General features: G+C 71.9%; 19 protein-coding genes. 7 read left to right on the top strand and 12 right to left on the bottom strand.

Features of this window, described 5'->3' with window-relative positions; genetic code table 11:
• Positions 1–57 precede the first annotated feature (57 nt).
• The 12 genes from AB0B35_RS27830 to AB0B35_RS27775 all read right to left on the bottom strand — a co-directional run bounded on the left by AB0B35_RS27830 (position 58) and on the right by AB0B35_RS27775 (position 9,440).
• Entirely contained in the window at positions 58–1,452 is a 1,395-nt protein-coding gene (locus AB0B35_RS27830) for a family 2B encapsulin nanocompartment shell protein (RefSeq protein ID WP_360534850.1), read from the bottom strand.
• A gap of 214 nt (positions 1,453–1,666) precedes the next feature.
• Positions 1,667–2,863 (bottom strand): hypothetical protein, encoded by a 1,197-nt coding sequence (locus AB0B35_RS27825; protein ID WP_361050506.1) that lies wholly within the window; start codon positions 2,861–2,863, stop codon positions 1,667–1,669.
• Entirely contained in the window at positions 2,850–3,359 is a 510-nt protein-coding gene (locus AB0B35_RS27820; RefSeq protein WP_361050503.1) for a SigE family RNA polymerase sigma factor, read from the bottom strand. Before AB0B35_RS27820 ends, AB0B35_RS27825 begins: the two co-directional genes overlap by 14 nt.
• A gap of 68 nt (positions 3,360–3,427) precedes the next feature.
• Entirely contained in the window at positions 3,428–3,826 is a 399-nt protein-coding gene (locus AB0B35_RS27815) for a hypothetical protein (RefSeq protein WP_361050500.1), read from the bottom strand.
• On the bottom strand, positions 3,804–4,586 hold the full coding sequence (locus tag AB0B35_RS27810; protein ID WP_361050497.1) for an SDR family oxidoreductase: 783 nt from the start codon (positions 4,584–4,586) through the stop codon (positions 3,804–3,806). The genes AB0B35_RS27815 and AB0B35_RS27810 overlap by 23 nt, the downstream gene beginning before the upstream one ends.
• 165 nt (positions 4,587–4,751) lie before the next feature.
• Positions 4,752–5,558, bottom strand: coding sequence for a family 1 encapsulin nanocompartment shell protein (locus tag AB0B35_RS27805; protein WP_361050494.1), 807 nt, complete (start codon positions 5,556–5,558; stop codon positions 4,752–4,754).
• Positions 5,555–6,655: a Dyp-type peroxidase gene (locus AB0B35_RS27800; protein ID WP_361050491.1), complete on the bottom strand. Its 1,101-nt coding sequence runs from the start codon at positions 6,653–6,655 to the stop codon at positions 5,555–5,557. Before AB0B35_RS27800 ends, AB0B35_RS27805 begins: the two co-directional genes overlap by 4 nt.
• A 258-nt stretch (positions 6,656–6,913) precedes the next feature.
• Positions 6,914–7,450 (bottom strand): hypothetical protein, encoded by a 537-nt coding sequence (locus tag AB0B35_RS27795; RefSeq protein WP_361050488.1) that lies wholly within the window; start codon positions 7,448–7,450, stop codon positions 6,914–6,916.
• 115 nt (positions 7,451–7,565) lie between these two features.
• The gene (locus AB0B35_RS27790) at positions 7,566–7,844 is read right to left on the bottom strand and encodes a DUF1622 domain-containing protein (RefSeq protein ID WP_361050485.1); all 279 of its coding nucleotides are present in this window, start codon (positions 7,842–7,844) and stop codon (positions 7,566–7,568) included.
• Complete coding sequence (locus AB0B35_RS27785; protein ID WP_360534832.1) at positions 7,841–8,239, bottom strand: DUF1622 domain-containing protein; 399 nt, start codon at positions 8,237–8,239, stop codon at positions 7,841–7,843. The genes AB0B35_RS27790 and AB0B35_RS27785 overlap by 4 nt, the downstream gene beginning before the upstream one ends.
• A gap of 153 nt (positions 8,240–8,392) precedes the next feature.
• Positions 8,393–8,800, bottom strand: coding sequence for an OsmC family protein (locus tag AB0B35_RS27780; RefSeq protein WP_360534830.1), 408 nt, complete (start codon positions 8,798–8,800; stop codon positions 8,393–8,395).
• 64 nt (positions 8,801–8,864) lie between these two features.
• Complete coding sequence (locus AB0B35_RS27775; RefSeq protein ID WP_361050482.1) at positions 8,865–9,440, bottom strand: YdeI/OmpD-associated family protein; 576 nt, start codon at positions 9,438–9,440, stop codon at positions 8,865–8,867.
• Between the two features lie 215 nt (positions 9,441–9,655).
• On the opposite strand from AB0B35_RS27775, the gene AB0B35_RS27770 reads away from it, so the two are divergent.
• From AB0B35_RS27770 to AB0B35_RS27740, 7 genes are all read left to right on the top strand, one after another.
• Positions 9,656–10,294 (top strand): nucleotidyltransferase family protein, encoded by a 639-nt coding sequence (locus tag AB0B35_RS27770; RefSeq protein WP_360534824.1) that lies wholly within the window; start codon positions 9,656–9,658, stop codon positions 10,292–10,294.
• A gap of 47 nt (positions 10,295–10,341) precedes the next feature.
• Entirely contained in the window at positions 10,342–10,551 is a 210-nt protein-coding gene (locus AB0B35_RS27765) for a hypothetical protein (protein WP_360535016.1), read from the top strand.
• Positions 10,548–11,330, top strand: coding sequence for a metallophosphoesterase (locus AB0B35_RS27760; protein ID WP_361050479.1), 783 nt, complete (start codon positions 10,548–10,550; stop codon positions 11,328–11,330). Before AB0B35_RS27765 ends, AB0B35_RS27760 begins: the two co-directional genes overlap by 4 nt.
• A gap of 15 nt (positions 11,331–11,345) precedes the next feature.
• Entirely contained in the window at positions 11,346–11,714 is a 369-nt protein-coding gene (locus tag AB0B35_RS27755; RefSeq protein WP_361050476.1) for a hypothetical protein, read from the top strand.
• A 106-nt stretch (positions 11,715–11,820) separates the two neighbouring features.
• A complete protein-coding gene (locus tag AB0B35_RS27750) occupies positions 11,821–12,246 on the top strand; it encodes a cytochrome c oxidase subunit 4 (protein WP_361050473.1) in 426 nt (141 codons plus the stop codon).
• Between the two features lie 71 nt (positions 12,247–12,317).
• Entirely contained in the window at positions 12,318–12,554 is a 237-nt protein-coding gene (locus AB0B35_RS27745) for a CsbD family protein (RefSeq protein ID WP_361050470.1), read from the top strand.
• 183 nt (positions 12,555–12,737) lie between these two features.
• A complete protein-coding gene (locus AB0B35_RS27740; protein WP_361050467.1) occupies positions 12,738–14,063 on the top strand; it encodes a wax ester/triacylglycerol synthase family O-acyltransferase in 1,326 nt (441 codons plus the stop codon).
• The last annotated feature ends 740 nt before the right edge of the window (positions 14,064–14,803 follow it).

Below are 14,803 nucleotides of genomic sequence, written 5' to 3'. Positions count from 1 at the left end.
AAACGCCGGGCACCCTGTCCAACGTGCGCACACGCCCGCAAGGTGCCCGGCGGCGGGTCAGTGGCCGAGTTCCACGTTCTCCAGCACCCCGAGCGCGTCGGGGACCAGCACCGCGGCCGAGTAGTAGGCGCTGACGAGGTACGACAGAATGGCCTTGTCGTTGATGCCCATGAAGCGCACGGACAGGCTCGGCTGGTACTCGTCCGGCAGGCCGGTCTGGTGCAGGCCGATGACGCCCTGTTCGGCCTCGCCGAGGCGCATGACCAGGATCGAGGTGGTCCGGGTCGGGCTCACCGGGATCTTGTTGCACGGGAGCAGCGGCACGCCGCGCCAGGCGGGCACGGTGCTGCCGTTGATCTCCACGCCCTGCGGGTAGATGCCGCGGCGGGTGCACTCGCGGCCGAAGGCGGCGATGGCCTGCGGGTGCGCCAGGAACAGGTGCGAGCTGCGCCGCCGGCTGAGCAGCTCGTCCAGGTCGTCGGGGGTCGGCGGCCCGGACCTGGTGTGTATGCGCTGCTTGAGGTCGGCGTTGTGGAGCAGGCCGAACTCCCGGTGGTTGATCAGCTCGTGCTCCTGGCGCTCCTTGAGGGCCTCGATGGTCAGCCGGAGCTGCTGCTCGATCTGGTTCATCGGCTCGTTGTAGAGGTCGGCGACCCGGGTGTGCACCTGGAGCACGGTCTGCGCGACGCTGAGCTCGTACTCCCGGGGGGTCAGCTCGTAGTCGACGAACGTGCCGGGCAGCTGCGCCTCGCCGACGTGGCCGGCCGAGATCTCGATCGCGGCCTCGCCGTGCTTGTTCTGCGGCGGGACCGGGTTGGCCTGGAACCGCCGCACGTGGTCGCGCAGCAGCTCGGACTGCCCGACGACCTCGTCGAACGCCGCCCGGCTCATGGACATGACGATGCAGCTGGTCACCGCCTTGACGGTGACGTCCCAGGTGCTGCCGAGCTTGGTCAGCGACTGGTCGCCGAAGTACTCGCCGTCGGCGAGCACGCCGAGCACGATGCGGTCGCCGTACTTGCCGGTGCCCATCTTGTTGACCTTGCCGTGCGCGATCAGGTGCACCTGGTCGGCGGGGCGGCCGGCCTCCACGATGACGTCGCCGGGGGCGTACTCCGCCTGCGTGAAGCGGTCGGCCAGCGCGCCCAGCACGCCTAGGTCCTCGAAGTCGCGCAGCAGGGGCAGCTCACAGAGCTCCGGCGGCACGACCTTGACCTGCGCGCCGACTGTCGTGAAGCTGACCCGGCCGTCGCCGACGGCGTAGCTCAGCCGCCGGTTGACCCGGTAGGTGCCGCCCTTGACCTGCACCCACGGGAGCATGCGCAGCAGCCACCGGGACGAGATCTCCTGCATCTGCGGCGCCGACTTCGTCGTCGTCGCCAGGTTGCGAGCCGCGGCCGTGGCCAGACTCGATCGTGCCTGTCCACTCTCGACTTCCGCGGAGGAATCCACAGACACCACCATCACCCACCTCTGGTAGTACGAACCGGCGGGAGTCTTCCCGCCGGTGTGTCCGGTTCGCACTAATTCTTAGTGTTCAAGTGGTATGAACGAAAGGTCTGGAAGTGGTGATCGTGCTCTGCTAGGGTGCGGCCGCCCCCGGACATGACCAAGGCTCCGTCCTCGCCGGGTGAGCGGCGTGAACGGAGCCTTGATCGGTGCCCGGCTACAACTTCAGCTCGGTCCAGGTCAGCCCGTCGGGGGAGTGCTCGTAGGGACCGGCGGACCCCTTCGGCCCGGCGCCGCGCAGGTAGCGGCCCCCGGCCCGCTGCCAGAGCGGCACGTCGCCGACCCTGCCCAGCTTCGCCTCGGACGGCATGGCCCGGTAGACGGCGCCGGACAACGGCTCGTACACCAGCAGGGTGCCGTCGAAGCAGGCCACCGAGCCCAGTCCCGCCTCTCCGCTGGGGTCCGGCGGCAGGTCCCTGCCCAGGTCGGCCCAGTGCGCGCCGTCGTCGGTGCTGCGCCAGACCCGGCGCTTCGGCGACGATTCCACGACGTACAGGATCCGGCCGTGTTCGACATGCGGCCCCCGGCCCGCGCCGGCCCGCGCGGCGTCGCCGGGCAGCGGCACGTCCCGCCAGGTGCGGCCGCGGTCGCGGCTGACCCACAGCCAGGTCCTGGTGTCGTCCCCGCCGTGCACCCAGAGGCTGCCGTCGTCGGCGCGCAGCACATTCGTCCACATCGAGGTCAGTGGCCTGGTCGGCGGTGGCGTCGCGAGCAGCGCCGAGCTCCCGTCCGGGCGCAGCACCACGATGTCGATGGGCTTGCCGGTATTCGACCGGACCTGGGCGAGCCCGCCGTCGGGGATCTCCTCGACCGTGCCCAGCGGCTCCAGCGGAGGCGAGGTCCAGCTCTGGCCGCCGTCGGTGGTGAACTTGCGGCGCGTGCCGTCGAAGCTGTCCAGCGCGACCGTGGTGGCGCTCAGCACGCGCAGGGTGAGCTGCGGGCTGCGCTGGTCGGCGGGCATCGTCTCGCCCGGCACGGCGTGGTGCTGCCAGGACGCGCCACCGTCCGCCGTGCGCGCCAGATAGAGCTGGCAGGGGTCCGCCGGGCACGACCTGGCCAGCGCGAACCCGTGGTCGGCGTCGGCGAACCCGACCTCCGGTGGCTCGGTCAGCGACACCGGGCCGGCCGGCGACGGCGGCACCGCCGGCGGCACCGAGCCCGCCGTGGGCCGCAACACGGAGATCGTCCCGGCCAGCGTGGCCAGCACCGCGACCCCGCACAGCGCCGCCACCGCGGTGATCCGCCGCCGGCGGCGCAGGCCGTGCACCGTGGTGACGACCGCGGCCGCCGAAGGGGCGGGCAGCTCCGAGCGACGGTTGAGCTCGTCGCGCAGCAGTCGCTCAACGTCGTGCATACCGGCCGCCCTCCACCTGGTCGCCGTCGAGCTGCCGGCGCAGCGCCGCCAGGCCCCGGTGGCGCAGCGAGCGCACCGTGGCCGGGCGGCGGTCCAGCATCGCGGCGATCTCCTCATCGGACAGATCGTCGAGAAAACCGAGCACCAGCACCGCGCGCTGGGCCCGCGGCAGCGCGTCCAGCGCCCGCCGCAACTGATCACGCACATCGACCGGGCCGTACGCGTCAGGCCCAGGCCAGTCGACCTCCAACGGCACGCTCGCGGGCCGCCTGCGGCGCATACGCCACGCGCTCAGGTACGTGTTGAGCATCGTCGTGCGCGCGTACGCCAGCGCGCTGCCGTCGCGGTTCACCCGCCGCCACGCTCCGGCGACCTTGACCAGGGTGTCCTGGATCAGGTCCTCCCCGGCCACCCGTTCGCCGGTCAGGGCGTACGCGTAGCGGCTGAGCGCGGGCAGGGCGGCATGGACGAAGTCGTCGAACGAATGATCCGGCACCAGTCGCCACCTCCACCCGGTAAGTACGCCGGAGGCAGGCGGCCTGTTGCACCGTCACCCGGAAGATCTCAGCCGGTCTTGAGCCAATCCTCCACGGACTGCATCGAGTCGAAGTACCCGGTCGGGAACGAGGCCGGTCCCTCGGGCACCGGCTCGGCCTCGGCCGCCTCGGCGGGACGCGTCAGGTAGGCGAGTTTCGCCAGCCCGGCCCGGTCGAACGAGGGCACGACGTGCTGGTCGTACCAGCTGTCGAAGTCGGCGTCGGGCCGGTGGCGCAGCTCGCGCGCGTCGACCACGGCGTAGCGGGTGGGCAACTGCTCGGCGGTCTGCGCGAAGCGCGAGATCAGCGCCTTGAACTCGGCCTCGCTGATGTGGTCGGTGGCCGGTGACCAGGTCAGCTCCAGCAGCGAACGGCCGTCGTCGCGGCTGATCGTGCCGTATTCGTCATGGTAGATCGAGTTCGACATGGCGCTCCTTCCTCGGCCCGCGGGCGGCCACGGCCTCGCTGAGCCCGTGCTCCCCGCCGCTGACCTCGATCACCTGTCCGGTCACGCCGCCGGACGCGTCGGACGACAGCCAGGCCACCGCCCCGGCGACCTCGTCGGCGGTCACCGGCCGGCCCAGCGCGTTCTCGTAGTACATCGGGCCGCTGGACAGCCGGGTGGCCCGCACGTGGTTGACCCGTACCCCCGCCGGGCCGTACTCGCTGGCCATGCTGCGCGACAGCGCCTCCAGCGCGCCGGCCACCGCGCCGAGCGCACCGGTGTGCGGGCGGCCGCTGCTGCCGTTGGTCGAGCCGACCGTGATGATCGAACCGCGCCCGGCCGGGACCATCACCCGGGCCGCCTCCCGGGCGGTCAGGAACTGCCCGCCGATCACCTCGCCGAGGGCCTCGGTGAGCACGGCCGGGTCCAGATCGCGGTAGGGCACGCCGACGCCCGCGGCGTGCGCGGGCAGCTCGAAGCCGTTGAAGCACACGTCGACCGGGCCCTTCGACGCGACGGCGGTGACGTATTCGCGCACGTGGTGCGGGTCGCAGGGATCGACGGTGGCCGGGTGGGCCTCGCCGCCGTCGGCATGGATCTTCTCGGCGAGCGCCTCGACGGCCTCGGTGTCCAGCCCGCTGACCCACACCTCGGCACCCAGCTTGCCCAGGTGCCGGGCCACGGTCTCGGCGAGCCGCTCGTCGGCGGCGAAGACCAGGGCGCGTTTGCCGGAGAGCAGCATCGAAATCCCCTCACGCGGGCGGGCGCGTCACCGCACGCCTCCTCACCGGAATCGTGCCACGTCCGCCGCCTCCCACCTGCCGCAACTCTTAAAAAGCCGCGGTCTTGAGCGCCCCGTGAGACCGCAAGTTTTCAAGAGTTGCGGTAAGGGGGCGGCGGCGGGTGGTCAGGCCGGGGTGAGTTCGACGCCGGCTTCGGTGGTCTGGGTGAAGAAGGTCAGGGACTCCTGGAAGTACAGCTGGACCGAGGACGCGTCGTGGGACAGGTAGCCGATCGACAGGTCCTGGCCCAGGTGCAGCTCGTAGTCGCCGCCGCGGGCGGACAGCAGCAAACCGCCGGTGAGCGCCGGAGCCCAGATGATGTGGCTCTCCTTGCCCAGCACTCGCGAGATGTGCTCCCGGATCGGGTAGCCGTGGTCGGTGGTCTCCGCGACCGCCGTGTACGCGTCGGCGCTGAGCAGCAGTGTGTACGGGCCGGCCACCCCGGCCAGGCGCAGCTCCGTCATCGCCTGGGCGACCGCGTCCGGGTACATCGCGGCGTCGGCGGGCAGCGCGATCGGCGGGTTCGACGCCGCCTGCCTGATGCCGACCACCCCGGCGTCGGCGAAGCCGTCGAAGACCATGCCGTCCTCGGCGAACGCGATCTGCTTCGCGGCGTCCTTGACCGGCTGCCAGTCCGGGTCCTTCGCCCCCCGGGCCACGTCATCGACCGCCTGCCGGCTCACCGTGAACGGCGCCCGGAACTCGACCAGCGGCCGGGCCTCGCGTACCCGTGCCTGCACCGCGCCGCCGGAGCCGTCGGCCGGACGCAGGTGCCCGGTGCCGACCGCGGCCTGCGCCAGGCCCCCGGGCCCGATCACGTCGACGGCGCGGCGGCCCGCCACGTGCCGGGTGAAGGTGCGCCGCGCCTCGGCCTCCAGGTCCTCCCACGCCTCGTCCGAGATCGGGGCGAGTTCACGATGCAGGTTGTTCATGCGCGGCTTCCCTTCAGACTCCCGATGCCCAGCGAGGTGTCGCCCGGCTCCGCCTGTTCCGCCGTCGCTGCCGTGCCCCGGGCGACGGCCAGCGCGCCGGGCACACCCACCGGCCCGAGTTCCACCGCCGGGGCCGCGTCCGCCGCCTGACCGGCCCCGGCCCCGGCGGACGGTGGCAGATCGTCGAGCAGGTCCGCCGACGGCACGAAGAACAGGCTGCCCGTCACCGCGGTGGAGAAGTCCAGGATGCGATCGGTGGTCCCGGGCGGGTCGCCGAGGAACATGTTGCGCAGCATCTGCTCGGTGACCTCGGGCGTGCCCGCGTACCCGATGAAGTAGGTGCCGAACTCGCCCGCGCCGGGCGAACCGAACGGCATGTTGTCCCGCACGATCTTGCGCTCGGCGCCGTCCGCGTCGGTGATCGTGTTCAGGGTCAGGTGCGAGTCGGCCGGTTTGGCCTCGTCGGGGAACTCGATGTCGTCGAGCTTGGTCCGGCCGATGACCCGCTCCTGCTCGGCCACCGAGATCGCGTTCCAGGCGGCCATGTCGTGCAGGTACTTCTGCACGATGACGTAACTGCCGCCGGTGAAGTCCGGATCCTCGTCGCCGATCAGGGCGGCCCTGGCGGCGGCGAGGCCGGTCGGGTTCTCCGTGCCGTCGACGAATCCGAGCAGGTCCCGCTCGTCGAAGTACTTGAAGCCGTGCGTCTCGTCGGCGACGTCGACCCGGCCGTCGAGCCGGGCCATGAACTGTTTGGCCAGCTCGAAGCAGAGGTCCATGCGCCGGGCGCGCAGGTGGAACAGCAGGTCGCCCGGGGTGGCGACGGCGACGTGGCGCGGGCCGGTGAGCTCCTGGAACGGGTGCAGGCCCGCCGGCCGCGGGCCGCTGAACAACCGGTCCCACAGCAGCGAACCGATGCCGACCACGCACTGCAGCTGACCGTCCGGCACCCGGAACCCGACCGCCCGGGCCAGGCTCGCGACATCGCCGAGCAGGTCCCGGACGTCGTCCTCGGCCCCGTCGCGCACGGTGACCACCAGGAACACGGCCGCCTCGGTGAGGCCCGTCAGCACCGGCTGCGACTCGACACTGCCCACAGGACCTCCCGATCAGGACAGTCAGGCGACGGGGGCGGGCCGCGGTCGCCATCCGGCCGAGCACCGTCGCGCGGCAGGTCACGGCCCTTTCCGGATCGTGTCACGTCGCGTCCGCTCGTAACCCCGGAATGTGCGAAAGGAAGGGCACCTTCCCATCGCTACGCGATGTAGAAGGTGCCCTTCTTAACCACTTAAGCCCGCGGCCTGCGGCGATGGGTCAGAGAGTCGCGGTTTGGGCGTAGCCCGTCCGGGCCGACGTCAGGCGGTCAGCGGCTCGTAGACGTCGCCGAGGTCGCTGACCGGCAGGTAGCGTTCGTCGGCCGCCGCGGTGTGCAGTCCCGCCAGCAGGCCGGCCGCCTCGGGCAGGCCCAGGGCGTCACGCAGCCGGGCCCGGTCGTCGTCCAGGTCGGGCCAGTCCTCGCGGATCTCGTCGTCGGCGAACGCGAGCCACTCGCGCAGCGCCGCGCCGTCGCCGTACGGCATCGAGGTGGCGTCGTGCAGGCTGGGCAGCCCGACCACCAGCGCCAGCGCCGTGCGCAGATCCGCGGCGATCAGCCCGCCCTCGCCCTCGGAGCCCGCGTAGACCACCGGCCGGTTGTCGGCCGGTGCCCCGGCCAGCAGGAACGCACCGCCGGACGCGTCACCGGCGATCATCTCCAGAGCGCCGCCGTCCGCCAGCCGCACCGCCTCGACAGGCCCGTTGGCGGCCCGCCGAAGGTCGAAGTCGAAGCGGGCGAGCAGCTCGGCGATCCACTGCTCGTCCTGTATCTGCCGCAGCAGGTCCTCATCACGCATGCGAGGCACCGTATCGGCGACCCCCGTCAGTCCTTCCTCGACGCGGCATCCGCCGCGCGGCACGGCGTGGCGGGGCAACGGTCTGACGGCCTGTCGCCGTGAGCGCCCAGTCGCCTCAGCCCGGCCGGTCTCCGGCGGCCGGGTGTGCGCCCTGTGCGAGGGCCAGCTTGAGCATCCGGCGCAACCCCACGATCGCCGCCGCGGCCAGGATCGCCGTCCACGTCGTGGCCACGGACAGGGTGAGCAGTCCCGCCGCCAGCCAGAAGTCCAGCGCCACCGCCAGGGCCATCCGGCCGGAGCGGCACCGCGCGAACATCAGCGCCCCTGCCGTGAAACCCGCAGCCACGCAGAGCTGTGCCGCGCCGCGTACCACCTCTTCCGGTAGCAGGGTCACGGCGTGCCCCGCGCCGGGCCGGGCGCGGTGACCTCGACGCGGCCGCTCAGCTCGGCGCGGGCCTCCTGGATCTCCTTGGTGAGGAAGTAGTTCAGCGCGGTGCGGATCGTGGCGATCGCGGCGAGTTCGGCGATCTCGCGCAGGGTGGGCGAGACCGCGGTGCGCAGGATGTCGCCGGCGAGCTGGAACTCCAGGCCGAGGGTGAGGAAGCGGCCGAGTCCCAGCCGGATCGGTACGAAGTCGACGGTGTGCCGCCCGCGGATCGCCGAGCCGACGAACTGGACGAACGCGACGCTCGCGCCGATGAAGATGACGATCGCGCCGGCCGCCTCGACCAGCATGACCAGCAGATCGACCAGGTTGGCCAGCGCGGCCTGGCCCCACGGGTGCTCCATCGACCGCCCCCACCGGTCCCTTGTGTGCCCTCACGCTACGCCGCGACCCGCCTTGATCGTCGGACTTGCCGGGCAGTCGTGCGTATGAGCGCTCAAGATACGCACAGGTGCCGGGCAGGTCCGACGATCAAGCGGCGCGGGCGGGCCCGGCGGTCAGGCGGCGCGGGGCGGGAGGATCTGGATCGTCTCGGTGCCCTCGCGCAGGGCGCGGCCGACGGTGCAGTGGTTCTCGTGCACGCGGTGAGCCACGGACTCGAAGACCTCGGCGGCCTTGTCGTCGCCGGGCGGCAGCTCGATCTCGTACGTCGCCGTGATCGGCCCGAGCTTCGTCGGCGCGACCTTCTCGGCGTCGACGCGTACCGCCAGCTTGACGAGGCGGTGGCCGCGCTTGGCGGTCAGCGGCTCGACGGTGACGATCTCGCAGCCGCCCAGGGCCACGAGCAGCAGCTCGACCGGCGAGAACACGCCGTCCTGATCGGAGCTGCCCACGGCGACCGAGGCCCCGCGCTCGTTGGTGGCGATGAAACCGTCGTCGGTGCGTTCGACCCTTACCGTTGCCATGATCGCCATGCTACCGGCGAGCCGCCGCCCTGGCGTGCCTGGCCGCGGCCACCGGTGCCGGGTGTCACGGGTAGATCTTGCGGCCCTCCGCGAGCATCTCGACGTACTGGGCGATCCGCCTGGCCCGGGTCTCCGGTCGCTTGGCGTCCTGGACGCGGTACAGGATCGCGTACCGGTTCTGCCGGTCGACGGTGGCGAAGAAGTCCCGCGCAGCCGGGTTCGCGGCGAGCGCCTCGGCGAGATCGTCGGGGACCTCCGCCGTGCGCATGCCGTCGTAGGCGGCCTCCCAGCGCCCGTCGGCCTGCGCCCGTTCGATCTCGGCAAGCCCTGCCGGACGCATCCGGCCCGACGCGATCAGCGCTGCCGCCTTGTCGCGGTTGATCTTCGACCAGCGGCTGCGGGCCCGGCGCGGGGTGAACTTCTGCAGCCAGTACACGTCGTCGACACCTGATTTCGGCCCGTCGATCCAGCCGTGGCACAGCGCCACGTCGAGCGCCTGCGCGTAGTCGACCGACGGCACGCCGGAGGCCTTCTTCGCCAGCTTGAGCCATACGCCGGCGCTGCCGGCGGGCTGGGCGGCGAGCCACTGCTCGAAGGCGTCGGCGTTCTCGAAGGTCAGCGTGGGTGTTTCGGCGGCCATCGGGCCAGTCAAACACGCGGGACCGACAGTCCCGGCGTTCAGGCGGCGGCGCGGTCCGGGCGGTGCGGGAACGCGCCGGAGCAAGCGATCATGCCACTCATGGCCGGTCAGCGCGGCCCAGGGTTAAGAAGGTGCCCTTGCTCTACGTATGGCGATAAGAAGGTGCCCTTCCTTCGTCAGGTGTGAGGGCAGGGGGGTTGGGGTATAGCGACCCCATGCTCAGCGAGATCAGTGCAGAGCTCCTGGAGACGATGAAGCGTGCGGCCAGCGTGCTGCGCCGCGCCGAGGTGCCCTTCGCACTGGCGGGCGGTTTCGCGGTCTACGCCCGTGGCGGCACCTCCAGCGAGCATGACGTGGACTTCGTCATCCGTGAGGAGGACGTCGAGCGGACCCTGCAGGCGTACGCCGAGGAGGGCTTCCGGACCGAGCGTCCCCCCGAGGACTGGCTGGTGAAGGTGTACGACGAGGACCGGCTGGTGGATCTGATCTTCCGGCCGGTGCAGCGTCAGGTGACCGAGGAGGTCCTGGCGGAGAGCTCGATCGTGCCGGTCGGCGCGCTGCACATCCCCGTGCTGTCGGCGACCATGCTGATGGAGCACAAGCTGCTGACCTTCTCCCAGCACCACTGCGACTACTCCCGGGCGCTGCCGCTGGCCCGCTCGCTGCGCGAGCAGATCGACTGGGAGCAGGTGCGCCGCGACACGGCCCACTCGGTGTACGCCGAGGCCTGCCTCTACCTGCTGAGTCTGCTGGAGATCATCCCGCCGGCGGCCGAGGGCGGCGCGCACGAGCAGCACGAGCGACCCACGCAGGCGTCGGTGCCTGCCGGAGCGGACAGGACGGGGGCATGGTGAGCGAGCCCAGAGTGGTCGACGAGTACGCCGACGCCGAGGTGCACCGCATGCTGACCGAGGACGGCACGATCTGCGAGCAGGGCATCGAGGTGATCCGCCGGGACGGTGCGGTGCTGCTGCGCGGCCAGGTCGAGACGGCGCACCGGCGCGACGCGATCGGGGAGCGGGTGGCGGCGATGTTCCCGGACAAGCACGTGCACAACGACATCGTGGTGACGGCGGTGGCAGGACCGTCCGAGCCCGAGGTGATCACGTGATCCGGGTGGCGGCGGTCGGCGACGTGCACATGGACGTGGACGTGCTCGGCCGGTACCGCCCGTCCCTGGAGCAGCTCGGCGAGCGCGCCGACGTGCTGCTGCTGGCCGGCGACCTGACCCGGCACGGCACCGTCAACGAGGCCGAGTGCGTGGCCCGCGAGTTCGGCGGCCTGCCGGTGCCGGTCGTGGCCGTGCTGGGCAACCACGACTACCACAGCGACCAGCAGCGCGAGGTCACCAAGGTGCTGGCCGCCGGTGGCATCACGGTGCTGGAGGGCGACGGCATCACCATCAGCTGCCGGGATGTGAAGCTCGGCGTGGCCGGGATCAAGGGCTTCGGCGGCGGCTTCGCGGGGCGCTGCGCGTCGATGTTCGGCGAGCAGGAGATCAAGGACTTCGTGCGGACGACCGAGAAGGCCGCGACCCGGCTGCAGGCCGCCCTGCTGTCGCTGGACGCCGACGTGCTGGTCGCGCTGACGCACTACGCGCCGGTGCCGGACACGCTGCTGGGCGAGCCCCTGGAGATCTACCCGTTCCTCGGCTCGTACCTGCTGGGCCAGGCGATCGACTCGGCGCCCACCTCGCTGGCCGTGCACGGGCACGCGCACGCGGGCGTGGAGCGCGGGGTGACCCCGGGCGGGGTGCGCGTGCGCAACGTGGCGCACCCGGTGATCCGTCAGGCCTACAGCGTCTATCAGCTCGAAGCGGCCCCACCGGCCCGAACGCCCGTTTCGCAGGGTGCGGGCCGGGGTATCGACACGATGTCGCACGACGTCTGACGTCAGGAGATCATGATGTTCCTCCGTACCCGGAACAACGACAGTGTCGCCTCGGCCACCTGGAACGAGTTCCTGCACGGGTTGGGCAGCACCCGTGACGTGGCAGCCGAACGGGCGAGGGAGAAGGCGGGGAGCATGCGCAGCACGCTGTCCGGCACCGGCTCCGAGGCGCGGCACCGGGCCTCGCTGGCCCTCGACGCGCTCGCGGGCAGGCCTGCTCCGATGCGCTGGGGATGGGTGGTGGCGGCTGCCGGGATCGGCGCGCTGGCCGGCTTCGCGGTGGCGGAGCTGCTGCGCGGGCACCCGGTCGACGAGGCGGTCGCCTCGCTGCGCCGCCAGCTCAGCCACAACAAGGAGCAGTCCGAGCAGCTGTTCGTCGGCTGACACGCCGAACCGCCGGAACCCGGGCGGGCGAGGTGGGACCGGTGCTAGTTTGCACTCGCCCCCCACGCCCGCCTCAGCGTTTCCGCAAGCCTTCCGGGGGATCGCGATGAAGACCGAGTACCGGCTGTTTCTCGGGGTGGCCGCGTTCCTGTTCGTGACCGCGGTCGTGTACTGGTTCTGGAGCGGGGCGGCGCTGCCGCAGTACGACTGGATCGGCACCACCGCGCTGACCCTCAGCGGCCTGCTGTGCCTGATGTGCGGCGGCTACTTCTGGTTCGTGTCCCGCCGCATCGAGCCGCGCCCCGAGGACCGCCTCGACGGCGACATCGCCGAGGGCGCCGGCGAGATCGGCTTCTTCAGCCCCGGCAGCTACTGGCCGTTCGGCATCGCGCTCGCCGCCCTGATCGCCTCGCTGGGGCTGGTGTTCTGGATGTGGTGGCTGATCGCTGTCGGGATCATCGCGACCGTCGTGACGGCGTCGGCGCTGCTGTTCGAGTACTACACCGGCACTCGCCGGACAGCCGAGCACTGAAGCCCCGCACGCGCCACAATCGAGGAGGGGACGCAATCGCGCCGGTGGAGCGCGGAGCGGAGGCGGGGGCGATGGGATTCGACGAGAAGATCCACAACATGTCTCAGCGGGTGGTCGGCAAGGCCGAAGAGGTGGCCGGCAAGGTCACCCACAACGAGCGCTGGGAGCGCGAAGGCCGGGCCCGGGTGGCCGCGGTCGACGAGGACGAGGCCCGGCAGCGGGCCAAGGACGTCGCCAAGGCGCAGGAGGCGACCGGGCACATCAGCCACGACGAGCGGCTGCGCCTGGAACGCCGCGACGACGCCTAGCAATCCACCAGCGATGATGCGATCCGGGGGTGTTCGGCGACACCTTCATACAGGCCTGTAACAGCGCCGACAAACCGCAGCCTTAACGTGGTCTCAGACGTTGTATCAAGGTCAGGTCGCCTCGACGCGGCAGCGCAGCCGCTCGGCAGGCCGACCACGTCACCCGACGACGCGAGGATGGCCATGGTGGACGGGCGGCTCAGCGCTCTGGACATGTCGTTTCTGTGCCTGGAGAACACCGCTTCGCCCATGCATCTGGGCGCGGTCGCGGTGTTCCACCCGGCGGATTCCGTAAGCCCCGACGAACTGGTGGCGCTGCTCGCGCAGCGGGCCGGCCGCGTGCCCCGGATGCGGCGCAAGATCGGCCCCGCCGGGCTCGGCGGCGCGGCGTGGAGCGAGGACCCGGTCTTCAACGCCCGCAACCACATCTTCCACCACCGCCTGGAGGCCGGCGGCCGCGACGACCTGGCCGCGCTGGTCTCCGACCTGATGACGGCCCCGCTGGACCGCAACCGCCCGCTGTGGCAGCTGCACCTGGTCAGCGGCCTGGCCGGGGGCCGGTTCGCGCTGCTGGCCAAGATGCATCACGCGCTGTGCGACGGTCAGGGCGCGGTCGGGATCGGACTCGGCCTGCTCGACGGCGGCGACCTGCTCGCCGACGAGCCGCCGCGGGCTCCCCAGAGCGCGCCGTCGGCGCTGTCGACGCTGGCCCGCCAGGGGGCCGAGCTGATCACCCGGCCCGAGCACGTCGTCGGCGACGTCGTCGGGCGGGCCGGCAGGATGTTCGACATCGCGTCGGCGATCGTCGGGCAGATGCGCGCCCCGGCCCCGACCCCGCTGCTGGCACCCCCGTCCGGCACCCGCCGGGCCGCGTTCGTCAGCCTGGAGACCCGCGAGCTGCAGCGCATCCGCCGCAAGCACGGCGGCACACTCAACGACCTGCTGCTGACCGTGGTCGCCGGGGCGCTGCGGCACTGGCTGCTCGGCCACGACCGGCCGGTCGACGTGCTGCGCGCGCTGATCCCGGCCAGCCAGCGGCTGCGCTCGGGCGGCAGCGACGACGCCAACCAGCTCTCGGCGTACCTGCTGGACCTCCCGGTCGGCGAGGCCGACCCGGCCACCCGGCTGACCCTGGTCCGCGAGGCCATGGACCGCAACAAGGCCGCCGGACCGAACCGCGGCGCGGGCGCGATCCCCGTGCTGGCGGGTTTGCTCCCGTCCGCCCTCAACCGGCTCGCCGCGCCCTTCGCCGCCCACGCCGCCCCGCTGCTGTTCGACATCGTCGTGACCAGCGTGCCGCTGCCCCCGCTGCCGCTGCACCTGAACGGCGCCCGCCTGGAGGAGCTGTACCCGATCGCCCCGCTCGCCAGCGGCCACGCCCTCGCGATCGGCCTGTCCCGCTACCGCGACGGCGTCCACATCGGCCTCTACGCCGACGGCGCGGCCCTGCCCGACATGGAGAAGCTCACCGAAGCCCTCCCCCTCGCCCTCGCCGACCTCGACGCCTAGAACGAAGGAAGGGCACCTTCACAACGCTCCGCGTTGTAGAAGGTGCCCTTCCTAACAGCCCAGCGTCAGAAGCGCAGGATGGCGTGGGTCTTGGCCGACCCGTCGCCGGGGTAGCCGTAGACCACGAAGCCGCCGTCGTCGGTGACGTCGGCCGCCTCCGCGACGTAGAACACGTCGTATCCGGCCATGCTGGTCAGGTCCCACAGGCGGCCCTGCGGGTCCCAGGCGACCACGTGCGTCTCGTACGGCACCACGTCCGCCTCGCCGATCACCCAGCCCGCCGCGTTGATCCCGACCGCTCGGGAGTGGAACCCGAAGTCCGGCAGCCGCTTGATGCCGCCGGCCGCGGTCCAGATCGCGGCCCGCTCGCCGCTCTCGCCGACGGCGGTGCCCGCGTCGTTGACCTCCACCAGCACGCTGCGCTCGCCCTCGGCGACCGGCCCGATCCGGTGGATGGCGCCCGCGGCGTCCCACCACACGGCCGTGGCCTGTCCGTTCTCGAACGAGGAGCCGACGATGACGCCGCTGCCGTTGATGCTCAGCGGCTCGGTCTGCTCCGGATCGCCGGTCAGGTGCGGCAGGCGCACGTACCCGCCGTCCTCGGTCCACCGGTACGGCTCGTTGTTCCAGTGGTATTGCGCGTCCGGCCGGTAGGCGGTGATGTTGCCGACCACCGTGCCCTTGTCGTCGATGGCGAACGCCCGCCCGTAGATCGCGTCGGCCATCCACGACGGGATCGG

Source organism: Catellatospora sp. NPDC049133 (genome assembly GCF_040648455.1).
Lineage (GTDB): Bacteria > Actinomycetota > Actinomycetes > Mycobacteriales > Micromonosporaceae > Catellatospora > Catellatospora aurea.
This window is presented reverse-complemented; position numbering and strand designations above follow the sequence as displayed.